Origin of the sequence: Burkholderia sp. Ac-20353 (assembly GCF_017104785.1) — a bacterium.
Taxonomy (GTDB): domain Bacteria; phylum Pseudomonadota; class Gammaproteobacteria; order Burkholderiales; family Burkholderiaceae; genus Burkholderia.
The window spans coordinates 1-20,680 of sequence record NZ_JAAGPL010000011.1; the positions used below are offsets into that span (position 1 = coordinate 1).

The 20,680-nt window shown below is 65.9% G+C and carries 18 protein-coding genes and 1 pseudogene; 8 read left to right on the forward strand and 11 right to left on the reverse strand.

All coding sequences use genetic code 11. The annotated features are described in order from the left end of the window. Both G3N94_RS05005 and G3N94_RS05010 read left to right on the forward strand, forming a co-directional pair. Window positions 1–928 (forward strand): annotated as a pseudogene (locus G3N94_RS05005) (RND transporter); the annotation flags it as partial. Beyond that, window positions 921–1,859: a VacJ family lipoprotein gene (locus tag G3N94_RS05010; RefSeq protein ID WP_205790998.1), complete on the forward strand. Its 939-nt coding sequence runs from the start codon at window positions 921–923 to the stop codon at window positions 1,857–1,859. The pseudogene G3N94_RS05005 and the gene G3N94_RS05010, both read left to right, overlap by 8 nt. A 153-nt stretch (window positions 1,860–2,012) precedes the next feature. Here G3N94_RS05010 and G3N94_RS05015 read toward each other — a convergent pair whose 3' ends face one another. The 5 genes from G3N94_RS05015 to G3N94_RS05035 all read right to left on the reverse strand — a co-directional run bounded on the left by G3N94_RS05015 (window position 2,013) and on the right by G3N94_RS05035 (window position 7,440). After that, complete coding sequence (locus G3N94_RS05015) at window positions 2,013–2,708, reverse strand: phosphorylase (RefSeq protein ID WP_205790999.1); 696 nt, start codon at window positions 2,706–2,708, stop codon at window positions 2,013–2,015. Window positions 2,709–2,723: 15 nt separating this feature from the next. Further along, on the reverse strand, window positions 2,724–4,697 hold the full coding sequence (gene shc / locus G3N94_RS05020) for a squalene--hopene cyclase (protein WP_205791000.1): 1,974 nt from the start codon (window positions 4,695–4,697) through the stop codon (window positions 2,724–2,726). Between the two features lie 11 nt (window positions 4,698–4,708). Next, complete coding sequence (gene hpnE, locus G3N94_RS05025) at window positions 4,709–5,962, reverse strand: hydroxysqualene dehydroxylase HpnE (protein WP_205791001.1); 1,254 nt, start codon at window positions 5,960–5,962, stop codon at window positions 4,709–4,711. Window positions 5,963–5,966: 4 nt separating this feature from the next. Continuing rightward, entirely contained in the window at window positions 5,967–6,815 is an 849-nt protein-coding gene (gene hpnD / locus G3N94_RS05030; RefSeq protein WP_205791002.1) for a presqualene diphosphate synthase HpnD, read from the reverse strand. 292 nt (window positions 6,816–7,107) lie between these two features. Beyond that, entirely contained in the window at window positions 7,108–7,440 is a 333-nt protein-coding gene (locus tag G3N94_RS05035; RefSeq protein WP_205791003.1) for a hypothetical protein, read from the reverse strand. A 182-nt stretch (window positions 7,441–7,622) separates the two neighbouring features. On the opposite strand from G3N94_RS05035, the gene G3N94_RS05040 reads away from it, so the two are divergent. Next, a complete protein-coding gene (locus G3N94_RS05040; RefSeq protein ID WP_205791004.1) occupies window positions 7,623–8,519 on the forward strand; it encodes an alpha/beta fold hydrolase in 897 nt (298 codons plus the stop codon). A gap of 4 nt (window positions 8,520–8,523) precedes the next feature. On the opposite strand, the gene G3N94_RS05045 is transcribed toward G3N94_RS05040, so the two are convergent. From G3N94_RS05045 to G3N94_RS05055, 3 genes are read right to left on the reverse strand one after another with little or no spacing between them, the layout of a single operon-like run. Then, window positions 8,524–9,468 carry a diguanylate cyclase gene (locus G3N94_RS05045; protein ID WP_205791005.1) on the reverse strand — a complete coding sequence of 315 codons (945 nt, stop codon included), beginning with the start codon at window positions 9,466–9,468 and terminating at the stop codon, window positions 8,524–8,526. Beyond that, window positions 9,465–10,130: a chemotaxis protein CheC gene (locus G3N94_RS05050; RefSeq protein ID WP_205791006.1), complete on the reverse strand. Its 666-nt coding sequence runs from the start codon at window positions 10,128–10,130 to the stop codon at window positions 9,465–9,467. Before G3N94_RS05050 ends, G3N94_RS05045 begins: the two co-directional genes overlap by 4 nt. After that, window positions 10,123–10,491, reverse strand: a complete 369-nt coding sequence (locus G3N94_RS05055; protein WP_205791111.1) for a response regulator — start codon at window positions 10,489–10,491, stop codon at window positions 10,123–10,125. Before G3N94_RS05055 ends, G3N94_RS05050 begins: the two co-directional genes overlap by 8 nt. Before the next feature lie 483 nt (window positions 10,492–10,974). Here G3N94_RS05055 and G3N94_RS05060 point away from each other — a divergent pair, with 483 nt between their 5' ends. Beyond that, on the forward strand, window positions 10,975–13,221 hold the full coding sequence (locus tag G3N94_RS05060; protein WP_205791007.1) for a hybrid sensor histidine kinase/response regulator: 2,247 nt from the start codon (window positions 10,975–10,977) through the stop codon (window positions 13,219–13,221). A 96-nt stretch (window positions 13,222–13,317) separates the two neighbouring features. Here the strand turns inward: G3N94_RS05060 and G3N94_RS05065 are convergent, their stop codons facing one another. After that, entirely contained in the window at window positions 13,318–13,872 is a 555-nt protein-coding gene (locus G3N94_RS05065) for an NAD(P)H-dependent oxidoreductase (RefSeq protein ID WP_205791008.1), read from the reverse strand. Window positions 13,873–14,233: 361 nt separating this feature from the next. Between G3N94_RS05065 and G3N94_RS05070 the strand changes: the two genes are divergently transcribed. Both G3N94_RS05070 and G3N94_RS05075 read left to right on the forward strand, forming a co-directional pair. Beyond that, window positions 14,234–14,830 carry an RNA polymerase factor sigma-70 gene (locus G3N94_RS05070; RefSeq protein WP_205791009.1) on the forward strand — a complete coding sequence of 199 codons (597 nt, stop codon included), beginning with the start codon at window positions 14,234–14,236 and terminating at the stop codon, window positions 14,828–14,830. Beyond that, on the forward strand, window positions 14,811–15,014 hold the full coding sequence (locus G3N94_RS05075; RefSeq protein WP_205791010.1) for a zf-HC2 domain-containing protein: 204 nt from the start codon (window positions 14,811–14,813) through the stop codon (window positions 15,012–15,014). The genes G3N94_RS05070 and G3N94_RS05075 overlap by 20 nt, the downstream gene beginning before the upstream one ends. A gap of 74 nt (window positions 15,015–15,088) precedes the next feature. Here the strand turns inward: G3N94_RS05075 and arsC are convergent, their stop codons facing one another. Further along, the gene (arsC, locus tag G3N94_RS05080) at window positions 15,089–15,445 is read right to left on the reverse strand and encodes an arsenate reductase (glutaredoxin) (RefSeq protein WP_205791112.1); all 357 of its coding nucleotides are present in this window, start codon (window positions 15,443–15,445) and stop codon (window positions 15,089–15,091) included. An 849-nt stretch (window positions 15,446–16,294) separates the two neighbouring features. On the opposite strand from arsC, the gene parA reads away from it, so the two are divergent. Then, the gene (gene parA / locus G3N94_RS05085) at window positions 16,295–16,957 is read left to right on the forward strand and encodes a ParA family partition ATPase (protein WP_205791011.1); all 663 of its coding nucleotides are present in this window, start codon (window positions 16,295–16,297) and stop codon (window positions 16,955–16,957) included. 23 nt (window positions 16,958–16,980) lie between these two features. After that, complete coding sequence (locus tag G3N94_RS05090; RefSeq protein WP_205791012.1) at window positions 16,981–18,045, forward strand: ParB/RepB/Spo0J family partition protein; 1,065 nt, start codon at window positions 16,981–16,983, stop codon at window positions 18,043–18,045. A gap of 55 nt (window positions 18,046–18,100) precedes the next feature. Here G3N94_RS05090 and G3N94_RS05095 read toward each other — a convergent pair whose 3' ends face one another. After that, on the reverse strand, window positions 18,101–19,465 hold the full coding sequence (locus G3N94_RS05095; RefSeq protein ID WP_205791013.1) for a replication initiation protein: 1,365 nt from the start codon (window positions 19,463–19,465) through the stop codon (window positions 18,101–18,103). Window positions 19,466–20,680 lie beyond the last annotated feature (1,215 nt).

Genomic DNA, 20,680 nt, shown 5'->3' on the forward strand with positions numbered 1-20,680 from the left:
GCCGCCCGCGACCGACGCGCAGCGCGTCGCCGCGCTCAAGCGCGTGTCGGACCTGCTCGGCTACGCGGCCGAGGATCACCCGGGCCCAGGCGCTGCGGCCGCGCAGCATCTGTCCGCGTCGCTCGCGAAGCTTGCCGCCGCCGACGCCGCGACGCGCGACCGCGCCGAGCGCGCGTTCTCCGACACGCTGCACATCGCGCTGAACCAGCTCGCGACGCTGCTGAAGCCGCAGGACATCACGCGCGACACGCTGCCGCCGTCGATCGTGCGCGACTGGGTCGCGCCGGACGGCCATGCGCTCGTGCAGATCTCGCCGAAGGTGCCGAACGGCGTCGATCCGGGCGACGACGCGATGCTGCGCCGCTTCGTGACGGCCGTGAAGGCCGTCGAGCCGGATGCGATCGGCGGGCCGATCTCGATCCTGCATTCGGCCGATACGATCATCAACGCGTTCCTGCACGCGGCGCTGTGGTCGATCGTGTCGATCACGATCCTGCTGTGGCTCACGCTGCGCCGGTTCGGCGACGTGTTGCGCACGCTCGTGCCGCTGCTCGTGTCGGGCGTCGTCACGCTCGAGATCTGCGTGTTGATCGGTATGCCGCTCAACTTCGCGAACATCATCGCGCTGCCGCTGATGCTCGGCGTCGGCGTCGCATTCAAGGTGTATTTCGTGATGGCGTGGCGCGCGGGCCAGACGGGCCTGCTGCATTCGAGCCTCACGCATGCGGTGCTGTTCAGCGCCGCGACGACCGCGACCGCGTTCGGCAGCCTGTGGCTGTCGCATCACCCGGGAACGTCCAGCATGGGCAAGCTGCTGGCGCTGGCGCTGACATGTACGCTGATCGGCGCCGTGGTGTTCCAGCCGGTACTCATGGGCAAACCGCGCGTGAAGCGCGCGAAGAACCAATCGCAAGGAATCAATGAATAAGGTGCGAATCATTGCGGCGAGCGTCGCCGCAGGCGCGATGCTGAGCGGCTGTGCGACCGGCCCCGACCGCAATCCGGCCGACCCGCTCGAGCCGATGAACCGCGCGGTGTACAAGTTCAACGACACCGTCGACCAGAACATCGCGGTGCCGATCGCGAAGGGCTACCAGAAGATCACGCCGACGCCGATGCGCACGGCGATCAGCAACTTCTTCTCGAACCTCGGCGACCTCGGCAACATCGCAAACAACCTGCTGCAGCTGCGCATCACCGACGCGACGGAAGACCTGATGCGGGTCGCGATGAACTCGGTGTTCGGCGTCGGCGGGCTGATCGACATCGCGACGCCCGCCGGCCTGCCGAAGCATCACCAGGATTTCGGGCTCACGATGGCGCGCTGGGGCGTGCCGTCCGGCCCGTATCTCGTGCTGCCGGTGTTCGGGCCGAGCACGTTCCGCGACGGCGTCGGCCGTGCAGTCGACGTGCGCTTCAACCTGCTCAACTACATCGAGCCGGCCGCGCGCAATCCGATGTATGTGATGCAGTTCGTGAGCGCCCGCTCGGACCTGCTCGGCGCGACCGACCTGCTGAAGCAGGCCGCGCTCGACCCGTACTCGTTCGTGCGCGACGCGTACCTGCAGCAGCGCAAGTCGCTGACCTACAAGAGCGAATCCGCGCCGAGCGCGCTGCCGAACTACAACGAGCCCGGCGATTCGGGCGGCGCGCCGGCGAACACGCCGGCCGCGCCCGGGTTGCCGAGCTACGAGGATCCGGGCGAGTCGGGCGGGGCGCCGATGAATGCACCAGCGGCACCGGCGGCACCAGCGACACCGGCCGCGCCAGGGCTGCCGCAATACAACGATCCGGGTGCAGGCAATGCGATGCCGGCGAATGCGCCGGGTGTGCCCGCAAGCGGAGCGGTCGCGCAGTAACGTCGAACAGGTCAGGAAATGCTCAGGAGCGCTTCACGATGCAGCGCGCCTGATTGCTGACGAACCCCTCGTTTTTCGGAACGAGGGGTTTTGTCTTTTTGGCTCAGGCAGAGGGGAACGGAAGAGGGGAAGAGTGGCCGCGCTTGCGTCGGCTCAGACGATCCGCAGCGCGCCCGCGCGCCCGAACGCATGTCGCGCCTGGATCAGCGTCGTGCGCGCCGCACGCGCATCGCCTGCGACCTGCAGCAGCGGGCCGAGCTGCGACGGCTGCTTCAGCAACTCGCGCAGGATCGGCAGGATCGCGGTGCTGCCGTCGTCGCGCAGCCCGGCCGTTGCCGCGCGCGGCAGCGTGCGCCACGCCGGATCGACGATTGCGCGGCACACCGCGAATGGCACGCCGCGCGCGGCCGCGAACGCCGCCGCGATGTGCGACTCCATGTCGACGGCCTGCGCGCCCTTCGCGCGATACAGCGCAGCCTTGTCCTCTGCGCTGACGACCGGCGCGCCGACAGCCGCCATCACGCCGCGCTTCACGCGAGGCCACACCGGCGTGTCGTGCAGCGCGCCGACGAGCCGCGCGCTCCACGCGACGTCGGTCTGCACGCGTCCGAACGGCCCGTCGATTGCGTCCGGGATCACGAGCGCGCCCGGCTCCAGGTCGGGTGCGAGCCCGCCGGCCGTGCCGAAACTGATGATGCCCGCGCAGCCGCGCGCGGTCGCTTCGGTCAGCGCGCGCTCGAGACGATCGGCGCGCGCGGCGAATACGGCCTCGACGCCGTCGCCGCTCGCGATGCGCGCCTCGAACGCCATCCCCGTCACCGCGATGACGGGCAGCGTGCCGTTATGCATCGATGCCGCCACGCGTCACATCCCGACCGTCACGCGCGTCGCGTTGTCGCGCTTCAGGTTGCGGTAGCGCGCGAGCGCCCACAGCGGGAAGAACTTGCGATAGCCGTGGTAACGCAGATAGAACACGCGCGGGAAGCCGGTCGCCGTGAAGCGCGTCTCGTCCCACAGCCCGTGTTCCTGCTGCTCGGCGATCAGGTAGTCGATCCCGCGCGCAACCGCCGGGTTGTTCACCTCGCCGGCCGCCATCAGGCCGAGCAGTGCCCAGGCCGTCTGCGACGACGTGCTCGGCGCCTGCTCGTAGCCGCGATAGTTGAGCTTGTAGCTGTCGCCGTCCTCGCCCCAGCCGCCGTCCTTGTTCTGCACCGACAGCAGCCACTGCGCGCCGCGCTTCACGCGCGGATCGTCGGGGCCGAGGCCGGCCGCGTTCAGCGAGCACAGTGCGGTCCACGTGCCGTAGACGAAATTCATCCCCCAGCGGCCGTACCAGCTGCCGTCCGGCTCCTGCTCCTTCAGCATGTAGTCGAGCGAGCGGCGCGCGGCTTCGCTGTTCGCGGCCGTCTCGCCTAGCTGCGACAGCATCGACAGGCAGCGGCCCGACACGTCCGCGGTCGGCGGATCGAGCAGTGCGCCGTGATCGGAGAACGGGATGTTGTTCAGGTAGTACTGCGTGTTTTCCGGCTCGAACGCGCCCCAGCCGCCGTCGCTGCTCTGCATGCCGACGACCCACTCGCGCGCACGCGCGATCGACTCGCGGTACGCGTCCGAATGCCGGAGCTTCTCGACGCGGTCCATCGCCATCACGACGACAGCCGTATCGTCGACGTCCGGGTAGTGCGGGTTCGCGTACTGGAATGCCCAGCCGCCGGGCCGCACGTTCGGGCGGCGCGAGATCCAGTCGCCGCGCACGTCGAGGATCTGCAGCGGACGCAGCCATTCGAGGCCGCGCACCACAGCGTCTTCCGCGCGCGGGTCGCCCGTCTCGAGCAGCGCGTGCGCGGCGAGCGACGTATCCCACACCGGCGACAGGCACGGCTGGCAGTACGCTTCGTCGTCGTGCACGACGAGCAGCTTCTCGACCGACTGGCGCGCGATCGCGCGGTTCGGATGGTCTTCAGGATAGCCAAGCGCGGCGTACATCATCACCGAGTTGGCCATCGCCGGATAGATCGCGCCGAGGCCGTCCTCGCCGTTCAGGCGCTCGTCGACGAACGCGACGGCCTGCCGGACCGCGCGTTCGCGCGTGTAGCTCGGGAACAGCCCGTCGACCGCGCGCAGCGCGTGATCGACGACGCGGAAGAACGCAAACCAGCCCGCGCTCTGGTGGCCCTGGCGCGGCAGCAGCCCCGCGTTCACCGGCGGATCGATGAACAGCTCGTCGATGCGTACGCCGCGCGGGTTCTTCGCGATCGGCCGCTTCGCATTCAGCACGAGCAGCGGCACGATCACCGTGCGCGCCCAGTACGACACCTTCGACAGGTGGAACGGGAACCACTGCGGCAGCAGCATGATCTCGACCGGCATCATCGGCACCGCGCGCCACGGAATCGCACCATACAGCGCGAGCTGGATGCGCGTGAACACGTTCGACATCTCGGCGCCGCCCATCGCGTGGATCGCGCGGCGCGCACGCTGCATGTGCTCGGCATTCTCGTCGTCGCCGATCACCTTCAGCGCGAAGTACGCCTTCACGCTCGCGCTGATGTTCGGCGCGCCGTCGGTGAACAGCGGCCAGCCGCCGTCCGGCTGCTGGATGCGGCGCAGATAGCGGCCGATCTTCTGTTCGAGCTCGAGGTTCGGCGTTTCGCCGAGATAGTGGACGAGCAGGATGTACTCGGCCGGAATCGTCGAATCCGCTTCGAGTTCATAGACCCAGTGCCCGTCGGCTTGCTGCGCGTCGAGCAGCGCATCGGTCGCGCGTGCGACGGCGGCGTCGAGGTCGGCCGCCACGGTGTCGGTGGCCAGGGTCGGCATATCGGTGAGATCGTTCATCGGTCCCTCTCTTATTGTGTCTGGAGCACGTCCGCGGCCTTCTGGCCGGAACGGATCGCGCCCTCGATCGATGCGGGCAGGCCGGTGGCAATCCAGTCGCCCGCAAGCACGAGATTGGTCCAGCGCGTACGCGCGGCCGGACGTTTCATTTCCTGCGACGGCACCGCCGCAAAACCCGCACGCGGCTCGACGACGAGCTGCCACGGGGGCAAGGTTTCCGCGCGTGCGCCCGTCACGCGCGCGACGTCCTGCCAGATCGTCTGCGCGAGCGTGTCGCGCGGCAGGTCGAGCCAGCGGCCCGCGTCGCGGATCGTCGCGGCGAGTTGGCCATCGGCCGCCCGCACCGCGTCGACGGCGCCGTTGACGACCGTCGTGTACGGCGCGCAGCCGGGCGCCGGTTCGGCCGCGAAATACGCGGTGACGACCGCGCTGTATGTATCCGGCGCGCTCAGGTCGGGCACGAGCGGCTGCGCGACGTCGGGCGGGATGGCCAGCACGACCGCATCGCCCGGCGCGAGATCGACACGCTCGCCGTCGATCACCAGCGCGTCGACCGCGTGGCCGCGCGCGCCGAATTCGAGCGCGTCAAGACGCGAACGCAGCCGGATCGTCGCGCCGCCATGCTGCAGCATCCGCAGCGCGGGCTCGACGAACGCGCTGCCGAGCCCGTGACGCGCGAACAGCGGGCGGCACGCAGGTCCGCCCGCGGCGAATGTGCCGCACACCGCCGCGCGCGCCAGTTCGGCCGTCGCGTGGCGCGGCTCGACATTCAGCGCACCGAGGAAAAACGGCCGCAGCCAACGATCCCACAGCACGCCGTCGCATCGCATCGTCTGTGCGAGTGAGCGGCCCGTGCGCGCGAAAGCGAGCGGCGCGAGCGACAGATAATCGAGCGGCGTCGTGCCCGGCGCCCGCGACGCAGCGTCGAACAGCCAGGACGGCCAGCGGCTGTTGCCGAAACGCAGCGTCCAGCGCTGCTGCGACATGACGTCGGCCACCGGAAATTCAGGCAGCGCCGGCCCGGACAGTTGATCGGCCGCGCCGATCGCGCGCAGATAGCGCTGCGTCGACGGCTGTCCTGCGAACACCAGATGCAGCCCGCTGTCGATCGTCGCGTTCAGCATGCCGTCGAACCACGAGCGGCAGCGTCCACCCGGCTGCGCGTGCGCATCGTGCAGCACGATGCGACGCCCGCGACGTTGCAGCTCGACGGCGGCCGACAGGCCCGCGAGTCCTGCCCCGACCACGTGGACGGTTCTGGGCATCAGCTCAGAACAGCGCGTAGCGCGCGGCGATCATCAGCATGCGCGCCTTCGGCTTGCGGATCGGCGCGCGCGGCGCGTCGAAGCCGCGAGCGATCGCAGCCTCGAGAATGCAGCGGTACGCGCCCGACATGATGCGCGGCGCCTTCACCTGCGCGCGTGCGCAGGTATCCATCACCGCGTCCGCCTGCCGGAAATGCTCGAGCGCGCGCTCGACGAGCGTCACGCACACGCGCGGCAGCGCCGGTGCGCGTGCGATCGTCACCGGATCGGCAATCGCGATGCCTTCGCGTGCAAGCAGTTCGCGCGGCAGGTAGCAGCGGTTGATCCCCGCATCCTCGTCGATGTCGCGCAGGATGTTGGTCAGTTGCAGCGCGCGGCCGAGATGATGCGACAGCGTAATCCCTTCGGCCTCCGGCATCCCGAAAATCCTCACCGACAGACGGCCGGCCGCGCTCGCGACGCGATCGCAATAGAGGTCGAGCGTCGGCTCGTCGGGCGCGCAGATGTCTTCGGCGGCGTCCATCGCCATCCCGTCGATCATCGCGTGGAAATCGTCGCGCTTCAGGTCGAACGCGCGAATCTCGCGCGTGAGCGCCGCGAGATGGCGCGGCGGCTGGCCGGCGAAGCACGCGTCGATGTCCGCTCGCCAGCGCTCGAGACCGGCGGCGCGCTCGGCGCGCGGCAGGTCGCTGTCGGCGATGTCGTCGACCGCGCGGCAGAACGCATACACCTGGAACATCGCGTCGCGTTGCGCGGCCGGCAGGATGCGCATCGCAAGATAAAAGGAGCTGCCCGATGTGGCGGCAGCGGCATCGATTTCTTGTTCGTCCACGACGAGATTGGAAACGGCCAAGACGAGCTCCACGGAGACGCCCACGCGGGGCGATTGAAGAAGCCATGCCCGGCTGGGATGGAAAAGGCGTCAAATGCGTGCGAGATGTGCGAACGATCGACGCAGACAAGCATGAATTGCCGGCCGGAAGCCGGAATTGGCCGAAAGTATAGCAATCTTTGAAGGTCGATGGCGGCTTGCGCAGCCCCTGCCGCCGCGCCGCGCAGCGGCGCCCGGGGCCGCGCAAGCCGCGCGCAGCGGACCGCTGCGGGTGACTGGACGCGCCTGGCCAGTCGCGCCTGGCCGGCCGCGCCTAGCCGTACACGACGTCACGCTGCAGGTCGAGCGCGATCAGCCCCATTTCGCGTGTCAGCAGCAGCATCGCGCGGCGCTCGAGCCGCGAACCCATGAAACTCGTCACGCGGCCGTCGGGCTCCGCGGTGAACTGGAACAGCGGGCCGCCGGTGCCGAACCACGCGCCGGGCACGTCGGGGGACTCCTGCCAGTCGATCTGCTCGAACACGCGCGTGATGCCCGCGCGTACCGCGGCGCTTGCGCCGATCGGCGGCGCGATGTCGCCGAGGTCGTCGAGCGAATAGGGGCCCGGCTTGTCGGGTTTCCGGTAGAAGAGATAGTCGACGTTCATGGGGCGCGATCGGTTCAAAACATCAAATTAACGCGATCCGATGCGAATTTAAATCAGATCAGAACGAAATGTGGCCTGCGCGACACATTGAGGGCCATATTGCCGCAGGCCGCCACCGCTTGGCCTGCGCGGGTTCGTCTAAGATGATGCTTTATCCCAAAATCATAACCCCCCGAGAACCGATGGAGACGAACTTGACCGCCGCTTCGCCCGCATCCCCGCAGTCCGCCCACCCCGTCTTCGTGCTCGTGCATGGTGCATGGCAAGGCGCGTGGTGCTACGCGCACGTCGCGGCCGCGCTCGCCGCGCGCGGCCACCTGTCGATCGCGCGCGACCTGCCCGCGCACGGGATCAACGCACGCTTTCCCGCGTCGTACTTCAAGCGTCCGCTCGACAAGGAAGCGTTCGGCGCCGAGCCGTCGCCGGTCGCGAACACGACGCTCGACGACTATGCGTCGCAGGTGATGCAGGCCGTCGACGACGCATATGCGCTCGGCCACGGCAAGGTCGTCCTCGTCGGCCACAGCATGGGTGGCCTCGCGATCACCGCAGCCGCCGAGCGGATGCCCGAGAAGATCGCGAAGATCGTCTATCTCGCGGCGTTCATGCCCGCATCGGGCGTGCCGGGCCTCGACTACGTGCGCGCGCCGGAAAACCAGGGCGAGATGCTCGGCCACCTGATGCTCGCGAGCCCGCGCACGGCCGGCGCGCTGCGCATCGATCCGCGCAGCGACGACGCCGCGTATCAAGCGACGGCCAAGCAAGCGCTGTTCGACGACGTGTCACAGGCCGAATACGAGGCCGTGGCGAACCTGATGAGCTGCGACGTGCCGGCCGCGCCGTTCGCGACCGCGATCCCGACGACCGCCGCGCGCTGGGGCGCGATCGACCGGCACTACATCAAGTGCCTGCAGGACCGCGTGATCCTGCCCGCGCTGCAGCAGCGCTTCATCGACGAAGCCGACGCGTTCGCGCCGGACAACCCGACGCACGTGCACCAGCTCGACAGCAGCCACTCGCCGTACATCTCGCAACCGGCGGTGCTGGCTGGCGTGCTGGCCGACATCGCGAAGAGCTGAACATCTATACGTAGGCGACCGAACGATCGCGGCCGAGTCGCTTCGCGCGATAGAGCGCGGCGTCGGCCTCGTTGACGACGATCTCGAACGTCGGCGCACCCGGCCGCGCGCACGCGGCGCCGACGCTCGCCGTCACCGGCACGCTCACGCCTTCGGCCTCGACCGGCGCACGACTGATCGCGCAGCGCACCTTCTCCGCGACCAGCATCGCTTCGTCGAGATCCGTGCACGGCAGCAGCAGCGCGAATTCCTCGCCGCCGAAGCGGCCGAACGTGTCCTGCGCGCGCACGATCGCGGTGACGCGCTGCGCCATCTCGCGCAGCACCGTGTCGCCGACCGCGTGGCCGAACCGGTCGTTGATCGTCTTGAAGTGGTCGAGGTCGAACAGCAGCACCGACAGGTTGCCGCCGTAGCGCTGCCAGCGCGCATACTCGTCGTGCAGCCGCGCCTCGAAAAAGCGCCGGTTCGCGATGCCGGTCAGGCCGTCGAGGTTCGCATGCTCGCGCAGCTTCGCGACCGCCTCTTCGCGCTCGCGCTGCATCACGCTGACGTGCGTGACATCCGAGATCGTCACGCACACCGCCTCGACTTCGCGCCCGCGCGTGAGCGGCATGAACGTGCAGTCCTGCTGCATGAAGTCGACGCCGCCCGTGATCGGCCGGTCGTGCTCGAAGCGGAACAGGTACGGACGCTGCTCCCACGAGCTGAACGCGAAGCTGCCGAGCTGAAACACGCTCTCGAGCTTGCGCGCGAGCCACGCGCGCGGCAGGTCCGGAAAACTGTCGAACAGGTTGCGGCCGATCACGTCGGCCGCGGCGACGCCGCTGTGGTCCTGCATGAAGCGATTCCACATCAGCACGTTCATCGCGCGATCGAGCACGAACAGGCCGAACCCGACCCGTTCGATCACGAGGTCGCTCAACGAAGTGGAAGAGGTGGTGACAGTCATAGCGCGGACAGCAACGCGTCGAGCGCGTCGCCCATCAACCGGATCGAATCTTCGGCCATCAGCATCACGAAATGCGCACGGAAGCCGTCGCCCTCGAGCCCGAAGTTCACCTCGAGCAGCAACGCAACGCTCCATGCGAGCACCGTCGGCTGGAATACGTCGTCGAACGACATGTCGGCGCCGAGCAGGCCCGGCGGAAAGAACACCGGCGTGCGGCCGAGCTCGTCGAGGATCGACGCGACGCACGCGCCGATCAGCACATTCGCGACGTCGAACACGAGTTCGTCGTGGCTCGCGATCTCGCCGCGCGCGGCCGGGTCGCCGTCGTCCGCCGCACGCGCACCCCATGCGCCGTCGCCGAACGCGCGGTCGACGAGCGACACGAGTCGCGCGACGCCCGCGCTGCGGCACAGCACGAGCGCTTCGCCCTTGATGTCGGACCGGAATCCCTGGCGCACGGCGGTCACGTTCTCGTGGATGCCCGTCATCTCGCGCAGCGCATTGCCCGCATCGGCCGCATTCACGATGCGCACGCGCGGTACCGACAGCTCGATGAAGCGGCCGAGCAGCAACGCGAGGCGCGCCGCGGCGCGGCCCATCGCGAGATTGGCGATTTCCTGCAACGCGTCGCGTTGCTCCGCCGTGAACACCGATTCAGGCATACAACCCATACTCCTTGAGAATGGGCAGCAACGCCTCCGACGTCACGGGTTTCGCGACGAACGCGATCGCGCCGAGTTCGCGCACGCGCTCGCGCGCCTGCGGCTGGATATCGGCGGATACTACGATCACGAACGTGTTCAGATCCTCGTGGCGCAACGTCTCCAGCACCTGATAGCCGCTCATGTCGGGCATCGTCAGGTCGAGAAACATCACGGAAGCCTTGCCGTCACGATAGAGCGCCAGTGCCTCGCGGCCGTTCGCGGCATACGCGACGTCGACATCCCAGTCACCCGGTAAGGCCTTCGTCAACAACTTGCGGGCGAGCAGCGAATCGTCGGCAATCACAATCGGCAAAGGCATGGCGGGCGGCGCGGTATACGGAATGATCTCTCTCGCGTTAACGGCCGCGTCGCGCACTTCTTTAGGCCTCGCGCGATCCGGCGCAGGCATTCCGCCGGACCGCCGGGCAGCGGGCGCCACCGCGCAATTCGCGTGCGACGCAAGCCGCGAGCGGTGCTTGGCGGGCGCGTATCTGTCAGGGAAAGCAAGGCGCGATTCTCTGAGTAAAACCCGTGCGGTGCAACTCTCCATATTCACGGTTTCGGACAAAATCCATCCGATCACGCGGCAATCCGGAAACAGGTGCAACCAATTTTGCGATCAGGACGCAAAATTTTCCTTTGTGTACGTTTGCGCTTCCGGATTCGTCGCGTTTTCAATCTGACGAATCCATCCTGTCGGAACCGTCAGGGTCGCGCGGGCCGTGCGCGGCGAAGGGGTGGCGGGGCGCGGGCGCAACTCGTTTATGATGGCAGGCACCTTCGTTTCACGCTTTTCCCTCCGATGACGTCCGAACGGCCCGCCGATTCCCGCGACCACGCTCCCGCCGACGATTGGCAGGAGGACGACGGAACCTACGCGTCCGGCGCCCCCGAACACGATTTCGCGGTCCGCCGCGTGACGCTGATCGTGCTGCTGATCGCCGCGATCGTGCTGCCGTGCATCTACGTGTCGGTGATGGCCTACAACGACCTGAAGACGCGCGAGGCCGCCGCGAGCGACGTGACGATGCGCACCGTGCGCGTCGCCGAGGAGCACGCGCTCAAGGTATTCGACCTGAGCGAAACGCTCGATGCGCGGATCGTCGACCTCGTGCAGGACCTGGACGACTCGACCGTGCGGCAGCACGAATCCGACATCCACGATGCGCTCAATACAGTGGGCGGCGGTTACCCGCAGGTCGCGGCCGTGTCGATCTTCGGCGCGAGCGGGATGCTGCTCGCGAACAGCCTCTACTACCCGGCACCGTACGCGTCGATCGCGAAACGCGACGACTTCATCGGCATCCGCGACGGCAAGGTCATCGAACACATCTCGCGCCTGATGATGGGGCCGCTCAAGCTCGAGAACATTCCGGTGTTCAATACGGGCGTCGCGCGGCGCCACAGCGACGGGACGTTTGCCGGCATGGTGTCGATCGCGCTGAAGTCGTCGTATTTCAGCGCGTTCTACCGCGACCTGCTCGGCGGCGCGAAGACACCGATGACGATGGCGCTCACCCGGACCGACGGCGCCGTGCTCGCGTCGTATCCGCCGCAGCCGGCCGCCGCGCTTGCCGAACAGGTGCTGCTGCCCGACGGCGAGCGGACCGACCCGCGCGCGGGCGTCGTGCGCGTGCGTCACGACGCGGGCAGCGAGATCGTCGCGTACCGGCAGGTCGGCAGCTATCCCGTGTACGTGTCGTGCGCATACCGCACCGCGGCGATCTGGCGTGAATGGTACGAACACCTGAGCGTACTGTTCGCGTCGATGTTCGCGCCGTCGTTCGCGCTGTGGTGCGTAATCTGGCTGTCGCTCAAGCGCCTCAAGGCGGAAGAGGAGGCGTGGGATCGCTGGCAGGCCGAAGCGTCGATGCGGCGCTCGATCGAATCGGCATACCGGCAGTCGCGCAAGATGCAGGCGCTCGGCAATCTGGTCGGCAGCGTCGCGCACGACTTCAACAACCTGCTGATGATCATCTCGAGCAACGTGCAGATCGTGCGGCGTCGCGGCGTCCAGCATCTCGACACCGAGCTCGGCGCGATCGAGCGAGCGCTGAAGAACGGACAGTCGCTGACGCGCCAGCTGCTCGGCGTCGCGCGCAAGCAGCCGCTGCACAACGAGACGATCGACGTCGAGCAGTGGGTCGGCACCTGCCGCGAACTGCTGAAGACGTCGCTCGGCTCGAAATCGTCGCTGATCGTCGCGATCGACGCCGGCGTGTGGCCAATCCGCGTGGACGTCGCCGAGCTCGAGCTCGCGGTCATCAACCTGGCTGTCAACGCGCGCGACGCGATGCCGACCGGCGGCCGCTTTACCGTCGGCGCGCGCAACGTGACGTTCCGCCGCGAAGACGGCTTTCCGCTGACCGGCGATTTCGTGCAGATCTCGCTCGACGATACGGGCGCCGGCATGGCGCCCGACGTGCTCGCGCGCGCATTCGAGCCGCTGTTCACGACGAAGACCCAGGGGATGGGCACCGGGCTCGGGCTGCCGCAGGTGTTCGCGTTCTGCGAACGCTCGGGCGGCCTCGCGACGATCGACAGCGCGGTGGGCGCGGGCACGTCGGTGCGGCTCTACCTGCCGCGCGCGAGCGCGGCAGACCTGGTCGCGCGGCCGGCGCTTGCCGCCGTGCAAGCGCATGACGCGAGCCCGGCGGCCGGCCTGAACGTGCTGCTCGTCGAGGACAACAGCGAAGTCGCCGCCGGCACCGAGGCGCTGCTCACGCTGCTCGGACACCGCGTGACCTACGCGGCATCCGCCGACGACGCGCTGCGGCTGGTCGAAGACGCATCGGCGCACGAGCGCTTCGACCTCGTGATTTCGGACATCCACATGCCGGGCCACCTCAACGGCATCGATCTCGCGGAAGCGATCGGACGGCGCCCGGAAAAACTGCCCGTCATCCTCGTGACGGGCTATGCGGAGGAGCTGGACCGCACGCGCGGCGTCAATGTGCGCGTGTTGTCGAAGCCGTTCGACATCGCACTGCTCGACGAAATCCTGCTGGGCATTCGCGACGCGCGCGACGCGAAGCACGCGGGGATTTAGGAAACGTCGGAGAGGGGTCCGGCAGGCGCGAAGCACGCGGGCATCCAGGGAACCGTCGGAGACGTGTTCGGCAGGCGCCGGACCGGCACCGCGCGTTCAGGCCGCGTTGTGGGTACGCACCCACGCCGCGTAGCGGTCGACGAAGCCTTGCAGGAATTTGCGCGTATCTTCGTTGACGATCTCGCCGTGATCGTCGATACGCGTCGCGTCGTGCTTGATGAACATCTCCGGCTGGCCGAGCGTTGCGACGTCGAGATACGCGAGCACGTTGCGCAGATGCTGCTGCGCGAGCGCGGTGCCCGTCGCGCCCGGCGACGTGCCGAGCACCGCACCGGGCTTGCGCGCCCACGAGTTGGCGCCCCACGGACGCGAGCCCCAGTCGAGCGCATTCTTCAGCACGCCCGGCATCGAGCGGTTGTATTCCGGCGTGACGAACAGCAGGCCGTCGGCCGCTTCGATCGCCTGCTTGAAACGCCGCGCGACTTCCGGAAAGTCCGCATCGTAATCCTGGCTGTACTGCGGCAGCTCGCCGATCTCGACGAACTCGAACGCGAGATCGGCCGGCGCGAGCGAGATCACTGCCTTGGCGAGTGCCCGATTCCACGATTCGCGACGCAGGCTGCCGACGATGACCGCAATACGATGTGCCATGACTTTCTCCTTCCGGTGGGTGAGGAATCGATTCGATTGCTTCTGGATAGACGGCAAAGGTCTGTTTATAGGCAGGCCAGCCCGCGAGCCGCCCCACGGGGCCATTCGGCAGACTTTCCACAAGGTTTTCCACAGAAACTGTGGATAACTTTGGGGGTATGCGGCGCAGTTACAAATGACACATCGCGCAAGGTCATCTGTGCACAGCGCAAACCTGTGGGCAAGCATAGCTCAGCTTGGCAGCGGTGATTGTTAAAGTCGCGACGGAACATGCGTTGCGAGCCCGCGCGTGGGCCAGTAAGCTGCTCGCACCGTGCCGCGCGCGACGTGCGCGCGGATTCCTTCGAGAGAGTGCCCATTGATGCCGTCCGCGTACGACGATCCCGCCTATCTCGCGCAATTGCGGCGCGACCTGCTGCGCTTTGCGCGCCTGCAGCTCCGCGATGCGGATGCGGCCGAGGACGCTGTGCAGGAAGCGCTGGCCGCCGCGTGGACACGCGAGTGTGACTTCGCGGGGCTCTCCGCGCACAAGACCTGGGTGTTCGGCATCCTGCGCAACAAGCTGATCGACGTGCTGCGCGCGCGGCAGCGGATGGTGAGCCTGTCCGCGCTCGACGCCGAACTCGACGGCGAATCGGTCCTCGACCGTGAACTCTTCAAGAGCAACGGTCACTGGACCGCGCACGCGAAACCGCGCCCGTGGCCGCAACCGGAAACGCTGCTGCAGCAACAGCAGTTCTGGATGCTGTTCGAAGCGTGCCTGAACCATCTTCCGGAACAGATCGGGCGCGTGTTCATGATGCGCGAGTTCCTCGATTTCGAGATCGCCGACATCTGTACCGAGCTGACGTTGACGACGAACCATTGCAGTGTGCTGCTGTACCGCGCACGTACGCGCCTGCGCACCTGCCTGAGCGAGAAGGGGCTGACGACCGAAGATGCTACTGGGGAAATGTAAGGACGTGACGCGCCTGCTGTCGGATGCGCTCGACCGGCACCTGACGGTGCACGAGCGTGTACAGGTGCGCGTGCATCTGCCGGCTTGCAGCGGTTGCCGGCAGTATCGCCAGCAGATCGCGTTGCTGCGTGAGGCAGCGCGAACCGCGGCCGGCCGTGACGGTGGTGGCGGGGGAGAGACGTGACGGTGCGGAGTTCGGGGATCATCCGGCGCGCATGCGCCGGATTCCTGCAATAAGAAAAATTCGAGAAATTAGAATTATTCGAACAATTCACGAACCGATTCCGGCGGCCGCCCGATAGCCGCTTTGCCTTTGTACACGACGATGGGGCGCTGCAGCAGGATCGGATTTGCGGCAATCGCCTCGTATGCTTGCGCGTCGGTCAGATCCGCGCGGGCCAGATCGAGTGCCTTGTACGGCTCTTCGTTGTCGCGGAGCATGTCGCGCACCGGACGCCCGAGTTGACGATGCAGCGTTTCCAGTTCCTGGACCGTCGGCGGCGTCTTCAGATATTCGACGACCGCGACCGGCGCGCCGCTCGGGTTCAGCGACTCGACAAGCGCCAGCGTTTCGCGCGATTTCGAGCATCGGGGGTTGTGGTAGATCGTGATCATCATTCGGGACTCGATTGTGGACCCCGTATTGTAGCCAGTCCGGGCGTGGGCTCGAATGGGTGCGCTGGCGGGAATTGCTGCGTGCCGAGCAGGGGGGTGCGTTGTGCCGTCAGTTCGTGGCGACGGCCGGCAGCGAGAATGGCGGCGTCGAATCGTTGAACTGTGGCAGGCATCGGTTTATGCGCATAAACCGGCTGATGCGGATTGAAGTTTGAGCGCCGCCGATGGCTCAAGGACAGATGCTACCTCTGGCACCCCGAGCAGGGGAGGGCCCCCAGCGACCAGCGACCAGCGACCAGCGACCAGCGACCGCAATGCTCCCAGTCTTTAGCGCTTTCGATTGCGATGCAACGGTGCACCTTCGTATCGTGTCGCGCCTGGTTTATGCGCATAAGCCAGGCGGGGCGATACCAGACATCACACGCGACAGGCCAAACGAATTTGTCGTCGGCTCAGCGCGCCTCTCCTCCGGTTTCCCTACGGCATTTCCGGGAGCCGTTCGCTGGCTCCGAGTCGGTTTATGCGCATAAACCGGACTGCATTTTTCCGCCTGCCGTCGCTCCCGGCATTTCGACGACTGGGCTTGGGCTCGCGAGAACGCGTGCCCGGAGAACGACTCAATCCCGCTGGTCTCGGCGTGCGTGTCACGTGTGCCGGCGGACAGCACGCAAAGACGTTTTGCGCGGATGCCCGATCTTGAGCGCTCACACCACACGCGACCGCTACCACACCGGTTTATGCGCATAAACGACTCGTCCGATTGGCCAACGCGTAGTTGATGAACAACAATTTCATTGAATTATAAATATCGTCCTGTAGAATTCCATCGACCAAAAACAGGAGTGAAAATTGGCCGCGGAAATCATAGCTGTCACTCAACAAAAAGGCGGTGTCGGCAAGAGCACGATCGCCATGCACCTCGGCGCCGCATTCCATGAGAAAGGGAAGCGCGTCCTCGTCGTCGACGCGGACGGTCAAAACACACTGGTTCACTGGTCGAGCGCATCGGGCGACAGCGACACCGGCATCCCTTTCCCGGTCGTCAATCTTGCGGAAGCCGGCAGCCAGATCCACCGTGAGATCAAGAAGTTCATCAACGACTACGACATCATCGTCGTTGATTGCCCGCCATCGATCACCGAAAAAGTATCCGGCGTCGTTCTGCTGGCGGCATCGATCGCCGTCATCCCGACGTCCTCGTCGCCGGCCGATTACTGGTCGAGTGTCGGGCTGGTCAAACTTATCCAGCAGGCACAAGTGATGAACGAAGACCTGCGTGCGGTATTCCTGCTGAACAAGACCGAAGAGAAGCGCATGCTGACCCGCGAATTGAAGCGGGCGCTCGAAGAGCTCGGCTTCCCGCTGCTCAAGACGCAAATCCCGACGCGGGAAGCGTACAAGCAGGCAATGGCGCTCGGTCAAACCGTCCTGCAGATGAACGATCGCGGCGCCCGGCTCGCTGCTGCCGAAATTCGTGCATGCGCCGACGAGATCGTCGCAATGCTGCCCTGACTTTATGCGCATAAAGGAGTCGCATGAAACCCTCCCAATTTGCCAAAGGATTCCAAGCGCGCCCGGATACGACGACGAGTGAAAAGCGCACGGCCCTCGATCGACTCAACGCGATCGACGGACTCGTCAAGCCGGAAACGTCCGCTCCCGCCGCCGCGAAAGCGGCCAAGAAAGACATCGCGCTGGCTCCCGTTATCCCGGACATCGTCGGCGACGTGTCGCCCGATGAGTCCACGCCGTATCGCGCATGGCGCCTCGAGAACCGCTACGCGCCCGGGCAAGTGATCGAGCTTTCGCTGAAAGCGATCAAGCACAGCCCGTTCAACCCGCGACACTTCTATCTGAAATCGTCGATCGCCGAACTTGCGGTCAACCTCGCGAAGCAAGGGCAGCAGCAGGCGATTCACGTGATCCCCGATTACGACAATCCGGGCACGTACTTCGTCAGCGACGGCGGACGCCGCGTGCGCGCACTGAAGGAAGCGAACAAGGAAACCGTCAAGGCAATCGTGATCGATCTGCCGATCGGCCTCGAGAGCTACAAGCTCGGGTATGACCTGAACGTCCAGCGCGATTCGCAAACCGTATTCGACAACGCCGTCGTATGGCGGCGCTTCCTCGACGACAAGCATTTCCAGAGCCAGAAGGAATTGGCCGAGCATCTTGGTCTCGACGAGTCGACTGTCGCAGTCGCACTGTCGATCGGCAAGCTGCCGGAAACGGTCATGCAGGAAATGGTCGCCCGCCCCGATCGCTTCGGTTCCAACATGGCGTATCAGGTTGGTCGCTATCACGGCGCGCGCGGCACGGATGCGACGCTTCGCCTGATCAACAAGATCGTGTCCGACGACCTGAGCACGCGCCAGGTGTCCGACATCGTGAAGGGCCGCGCGGCCGCGCAAGAAACGCCGAAGCCGGCCAGCCGCCAGCGCTACGCGCAACGGCTCGAGATCAAGCTCGGCGGCGTATCGGTCGGTGATCTGAAGTCGTATGGGGACGATCGCATCGAATTGCGCCTGCGCGGACTGTCGAAGGACAAGCGCGACGCGATCCTCGAGCAACTCGAGCGGATGTTGTTGTCGAAGTGATCAGAGGCGGCCGGCGCCGGGCGATGCCGGTGCCGCCGCAGGCAGGACAGGCGGCTCAGGCCGCCCGCGATTGATTCAGCGTAAAGGAGAGCAGATCGCCGTCGGTCGGCTCGCCCCAGGTCTTCTGGGCCAACCAGTCGAAGAAGGCCGTCTCGGCCAGTTTGGAATCGAGGCCGCGCTTGCGCCAGTCCTCGCGCAGATGCGAGCCCAACGTCGGCAGCGCTTCCGACTCGAACGACTCGCGCGCCACTTCGCGTTCCACCTCACCCTGCTCGTCGTACAGTGCCTTCGCTTCCTTGCGACGGTACGCCGTGTATTCGCTCAGCAGACGCGCCTTCAGATCGTCCGGCTGGGCCGCTGTCGCCTTGCCGGACGGTGTGCCGGCAGGCAGGGCCTCAACGGCCTCTACAGGCGGCGCATAGCCCTTCTTCAGTGCATCCTTGAACAGGGCCGCGGCACTGCGCACCGGCGGCAACGACGTGCTGCGCATCCGCTGCTCGGTCATCTGCAGCGCGGCACGAATCCGGTTCTCCTCGCTGTCCGCGTACAGCGTCTGCGCTTCCTTCAACGGGATACCGAGCTTCACCATCCGGTCGACCAGCGTGCTGTCGAACACGTTCGGATGTTCGTCGAGCGCCAGCATCGGCTGCTTGCGCTCGGTGACACGGAACTGGATCTCGGCAACCCGCCGCCCTTCGCGATGCTCGATCAGTTCGACGAAGATGTTGGTGACCGCGTTGACCTCGGCGATCGCCGGGCGCAGATAGTCCCGCTTGAAGTACTTGTATTCGCGTTTCGCTTCGTCGCCGGCCTCGGTGTCGGGCGTACCGGACAGGATCGGGCGCCACCATTCCCACGGCTCGCGCATCGTCAGATGGCTCGGGTTCGTCAGGTAGCGCACGCAGATCTCGTACAGCGCGAGACCGGCACTGCTGCGCAGCTGGCTCTGGAACTGAAGGCTCAGGCGCGCATACTGGACCGGATCGAGCAGTTTCTTCTTGATCTTCGGCGCGAACGAAAATTCGACCCACACGCGGCGCGTTGCCGGGTCTTCGAGAATTTCCGCGTCCGCGATCAGCGTCGAGATCCCCCACTTGCGGCCAGGCTTCTGGCTCGACGTGCCCGTGCTCCATTCGACCTGCACCGACACCATCCGGCGCAAGTGTTCCTTCACCAGCGCGGTGTCGTTCGAGTCGAATGCGGAGTTGGCGACGATGTCCGACAACAGCGCGCGATAGGTATCGCCCGAATCGTCGGCCTGCTGCGCGACGGCCAGCAGGACATTGAACAGCTTGCGAGTCAGGAGGGTGATCTTGCCGCTTTTCGGCTGAATTGCGATCGCCTCGACGGCCTTACGCAATTCGGCTGAACTGGCACTCACCACATCCACATCGGTTTTTTTGGCGCGCTTCGTGGCCATGCGTCGGGTCGGAGGAGAAGTTTCCCGGAAGGATAGCGTCTGTGGTGAAGCTCGTCCAGAACGACATGCTCACCATAGCCGGTGAAGCGCGCTTGCGAAACGGCGCTCACCCCAACCGGCTCCCGCAAAGACTCACCGGTCCAGAATCACCGTGTTTCGGACTCACCTTTACACGTCGGGGCAGACGCGGATTCACAGTTTTTTGCCTGTGCCGAACACGTGCGCAATGCACTCCCGTATCGGCTCACCTTTCATAATGTCGCAATTTTACGACTGGCTTTATGCGGTGCCCGCACAGTATCCACATTGCACCTAACCGATCACTGTGACCGCCGGCGCGGCCGCCTGTATGCATGTACAGGCGGTTCGCGGCGGGGCATCGCCAGGGCCGCCCTGGTATCCCGAAAAGGCGCGGGCGTGGCAACCCGAACGGCTCGATCCGCTGTGCCAAGCGTACGGTTTGCCCCGTCCTGGCCGACGCTTCGGCAGCCGGGGCGCGCATTGTACAGCGCCCAATCACTACAGGCTCCCGAAAAATCTCACCTCACTGCCGCACAGGCCGGACATTCGATTGCCGCCGGATCCCCGACACAGGCGGGATCGCCCAACTGTGGCTCCCGTATTTCCTCACCTTATCGACAAAAAGCGCTGTGAAAACCGCAATCGGCAAGACTCCCGAAAAGTCTCACCGTAACCCCCGCGGTTTCAAAAATCCCAATGTCCTCCGATACTTAGGTGCAATTGTCGAATGCGCAGGCCAGCACAGCGATCTCCCGAATAGCCTCACCTTTCACGGGTAGACATTCGTACGACAACATCGTGTCGGCTCCCGAAAAGCTTCACCTTTGCCGAAAAAGCACTCGCCCAAACAGCCTCACCATGTAGCTCTGGCGGCCTTTTCCACGGAAGTAACCACCCACATCCCCCGAAAAGCCTCACCTTTGACCATTTTTCGGGCAAATCCCGTTCCCGAAAAAGCTCACCTTTGGGATGTGCGTGACGATCTCGGGCCGGGTCCTGAAAACGCTCACCTTATGCAGCGTCGACCAGGAAAACCCGGATTTCGCCCCCGAAAAACCTCACCTTTACGGATCCACAGGCCCACAGACGGCCTTTTGCTGTGCAAAATCACGTTCGCCTCCCGCAAATCCTCACATCAAATCGGCCGCGAATCCCGTGAAACCTCACCTTTCGCCTGAATTGCCTAAAAGAAGG

What these genes read in the sequence shown, in the direction of transcription:
- G3N94_RS05010 (WP_205790998.1), top strand. Translation starts at nt 921, where the DNA reads ATGAATAAGGTGCGAATCATTGCGGCGAGCGTCGCCGCAGGCGCGATG.
- G3N94_RS05015 (WP_205790999.1), bottom strand. Translation starts at nt 2,708, where the DNA reads ATGCATAACGGCACGCTGCCCGTCATCGCGGTGACGGGGATGGCGTTC.
- shc (WP_205791000.1), bottom strand. Translation starts at nt 4,697, where the DNA reads ATGAACGATCTCACCGATATGCCGACCCTGGCCACCGACACCGTGGCG.
- hpnE (WP_205791001.1), bottom strand. Translation starts at nt 5,962, where the DNA reads ATGCCCAGAACCGTCCACGTGGTCGGGGCAGGACTCGCGGGCCTGTCG.
- G3N94_RS05035 (WP_205791003.1), bottom strand. Translation starts at nt 7,440, where the DNA reads ATGAACGTCGACTATCTCTTCTACCGGAAACCCGACAAGCCGGGCCCC.
- G3N94_RS05040 (WP_205791004.1), top strand. Translation starts at nt 7,623, where the DNA reads ATGGAGACGAACTTGACCGCCGCTTCGCCCGCATCCCCGCAGTCCGCC.
- G3N94_RS05045 (WP_205791005.1), bottom strand. Translation starts at nt 9,468, where the DNA reads ATGACTGTCACCACCTCTTCCACTTCGTTGAGCGACCTCGTGATCGAA.
- G3N94_RS05050 (WP_205791006.1), bottom strand. Translation starts at nt 10,130, where the DNA reads ATGCCTGAATCGGTGTTCACGGCGGAGCAACGCGACGCGTTGCAGGAA.
- G3N94_RS05055 (WP_205791111.1), bottom strand. Translation starts at nt 10,491, where the DNA reads ATGCCTTTGCCGATTGTGATTGCCGACGATTCGCTGCTCGCCCGCAAG.
- G3N94_RS05060 (WP_205791007.1), top strand. Translation starts at nt 10,975, where the DNA reads ATGACGTCCGAACGGCCCGCCGATTCCCGCGACCACGCTCCCGCCGAC.
- G3N94_RS05065 (WP_205791008.1), bottom strand. Translation starts at nt 13,872, where the DNA reads ATGGCACATCGTATTGCGGTCATCGTCGGCAGCCTGCGTCGCGAATCG.
- G3N94_RS05070 (WP_205791009.1), top strand. Translation starts at nt 14,234, where the DNA reads ATGCCGTCCGCGTACGACGATCCCGCCTATCTCGCGCAATTGCGGCGC.
- G3N94_RS05075 (WP_205791010.1), top strand. Translation starts at nt 14,811, where the DNA reads ATGCTACTGGGGAAATGTAAGGACGTGACGCGCCTGCTGTCGGATGCG.
- arsC (WP_205791112.1), bottom strand. Translation starts at nt 15,445, where the DNA reads ATGATCACGATCTACCACAACCCCCGATGCTCGAAATCGCGCGAAACG.
- G3N94_RS05090 (WP_205791012.1), top strand. Translation starts at nt 16,981, where the DNA reads ATGAAACCCTCCCAATTTGCCAAAGGATTCCAAGCGCGCCCGGATACG.
- G3N94_RS05095 (WP_205791013.1), bottom strand. Translation starts at nt 19,465, where the DNA reads ATGGCCACGAAGCGCGCCAAAAAAACCGATGTGGATGTGGTGAGTGCC.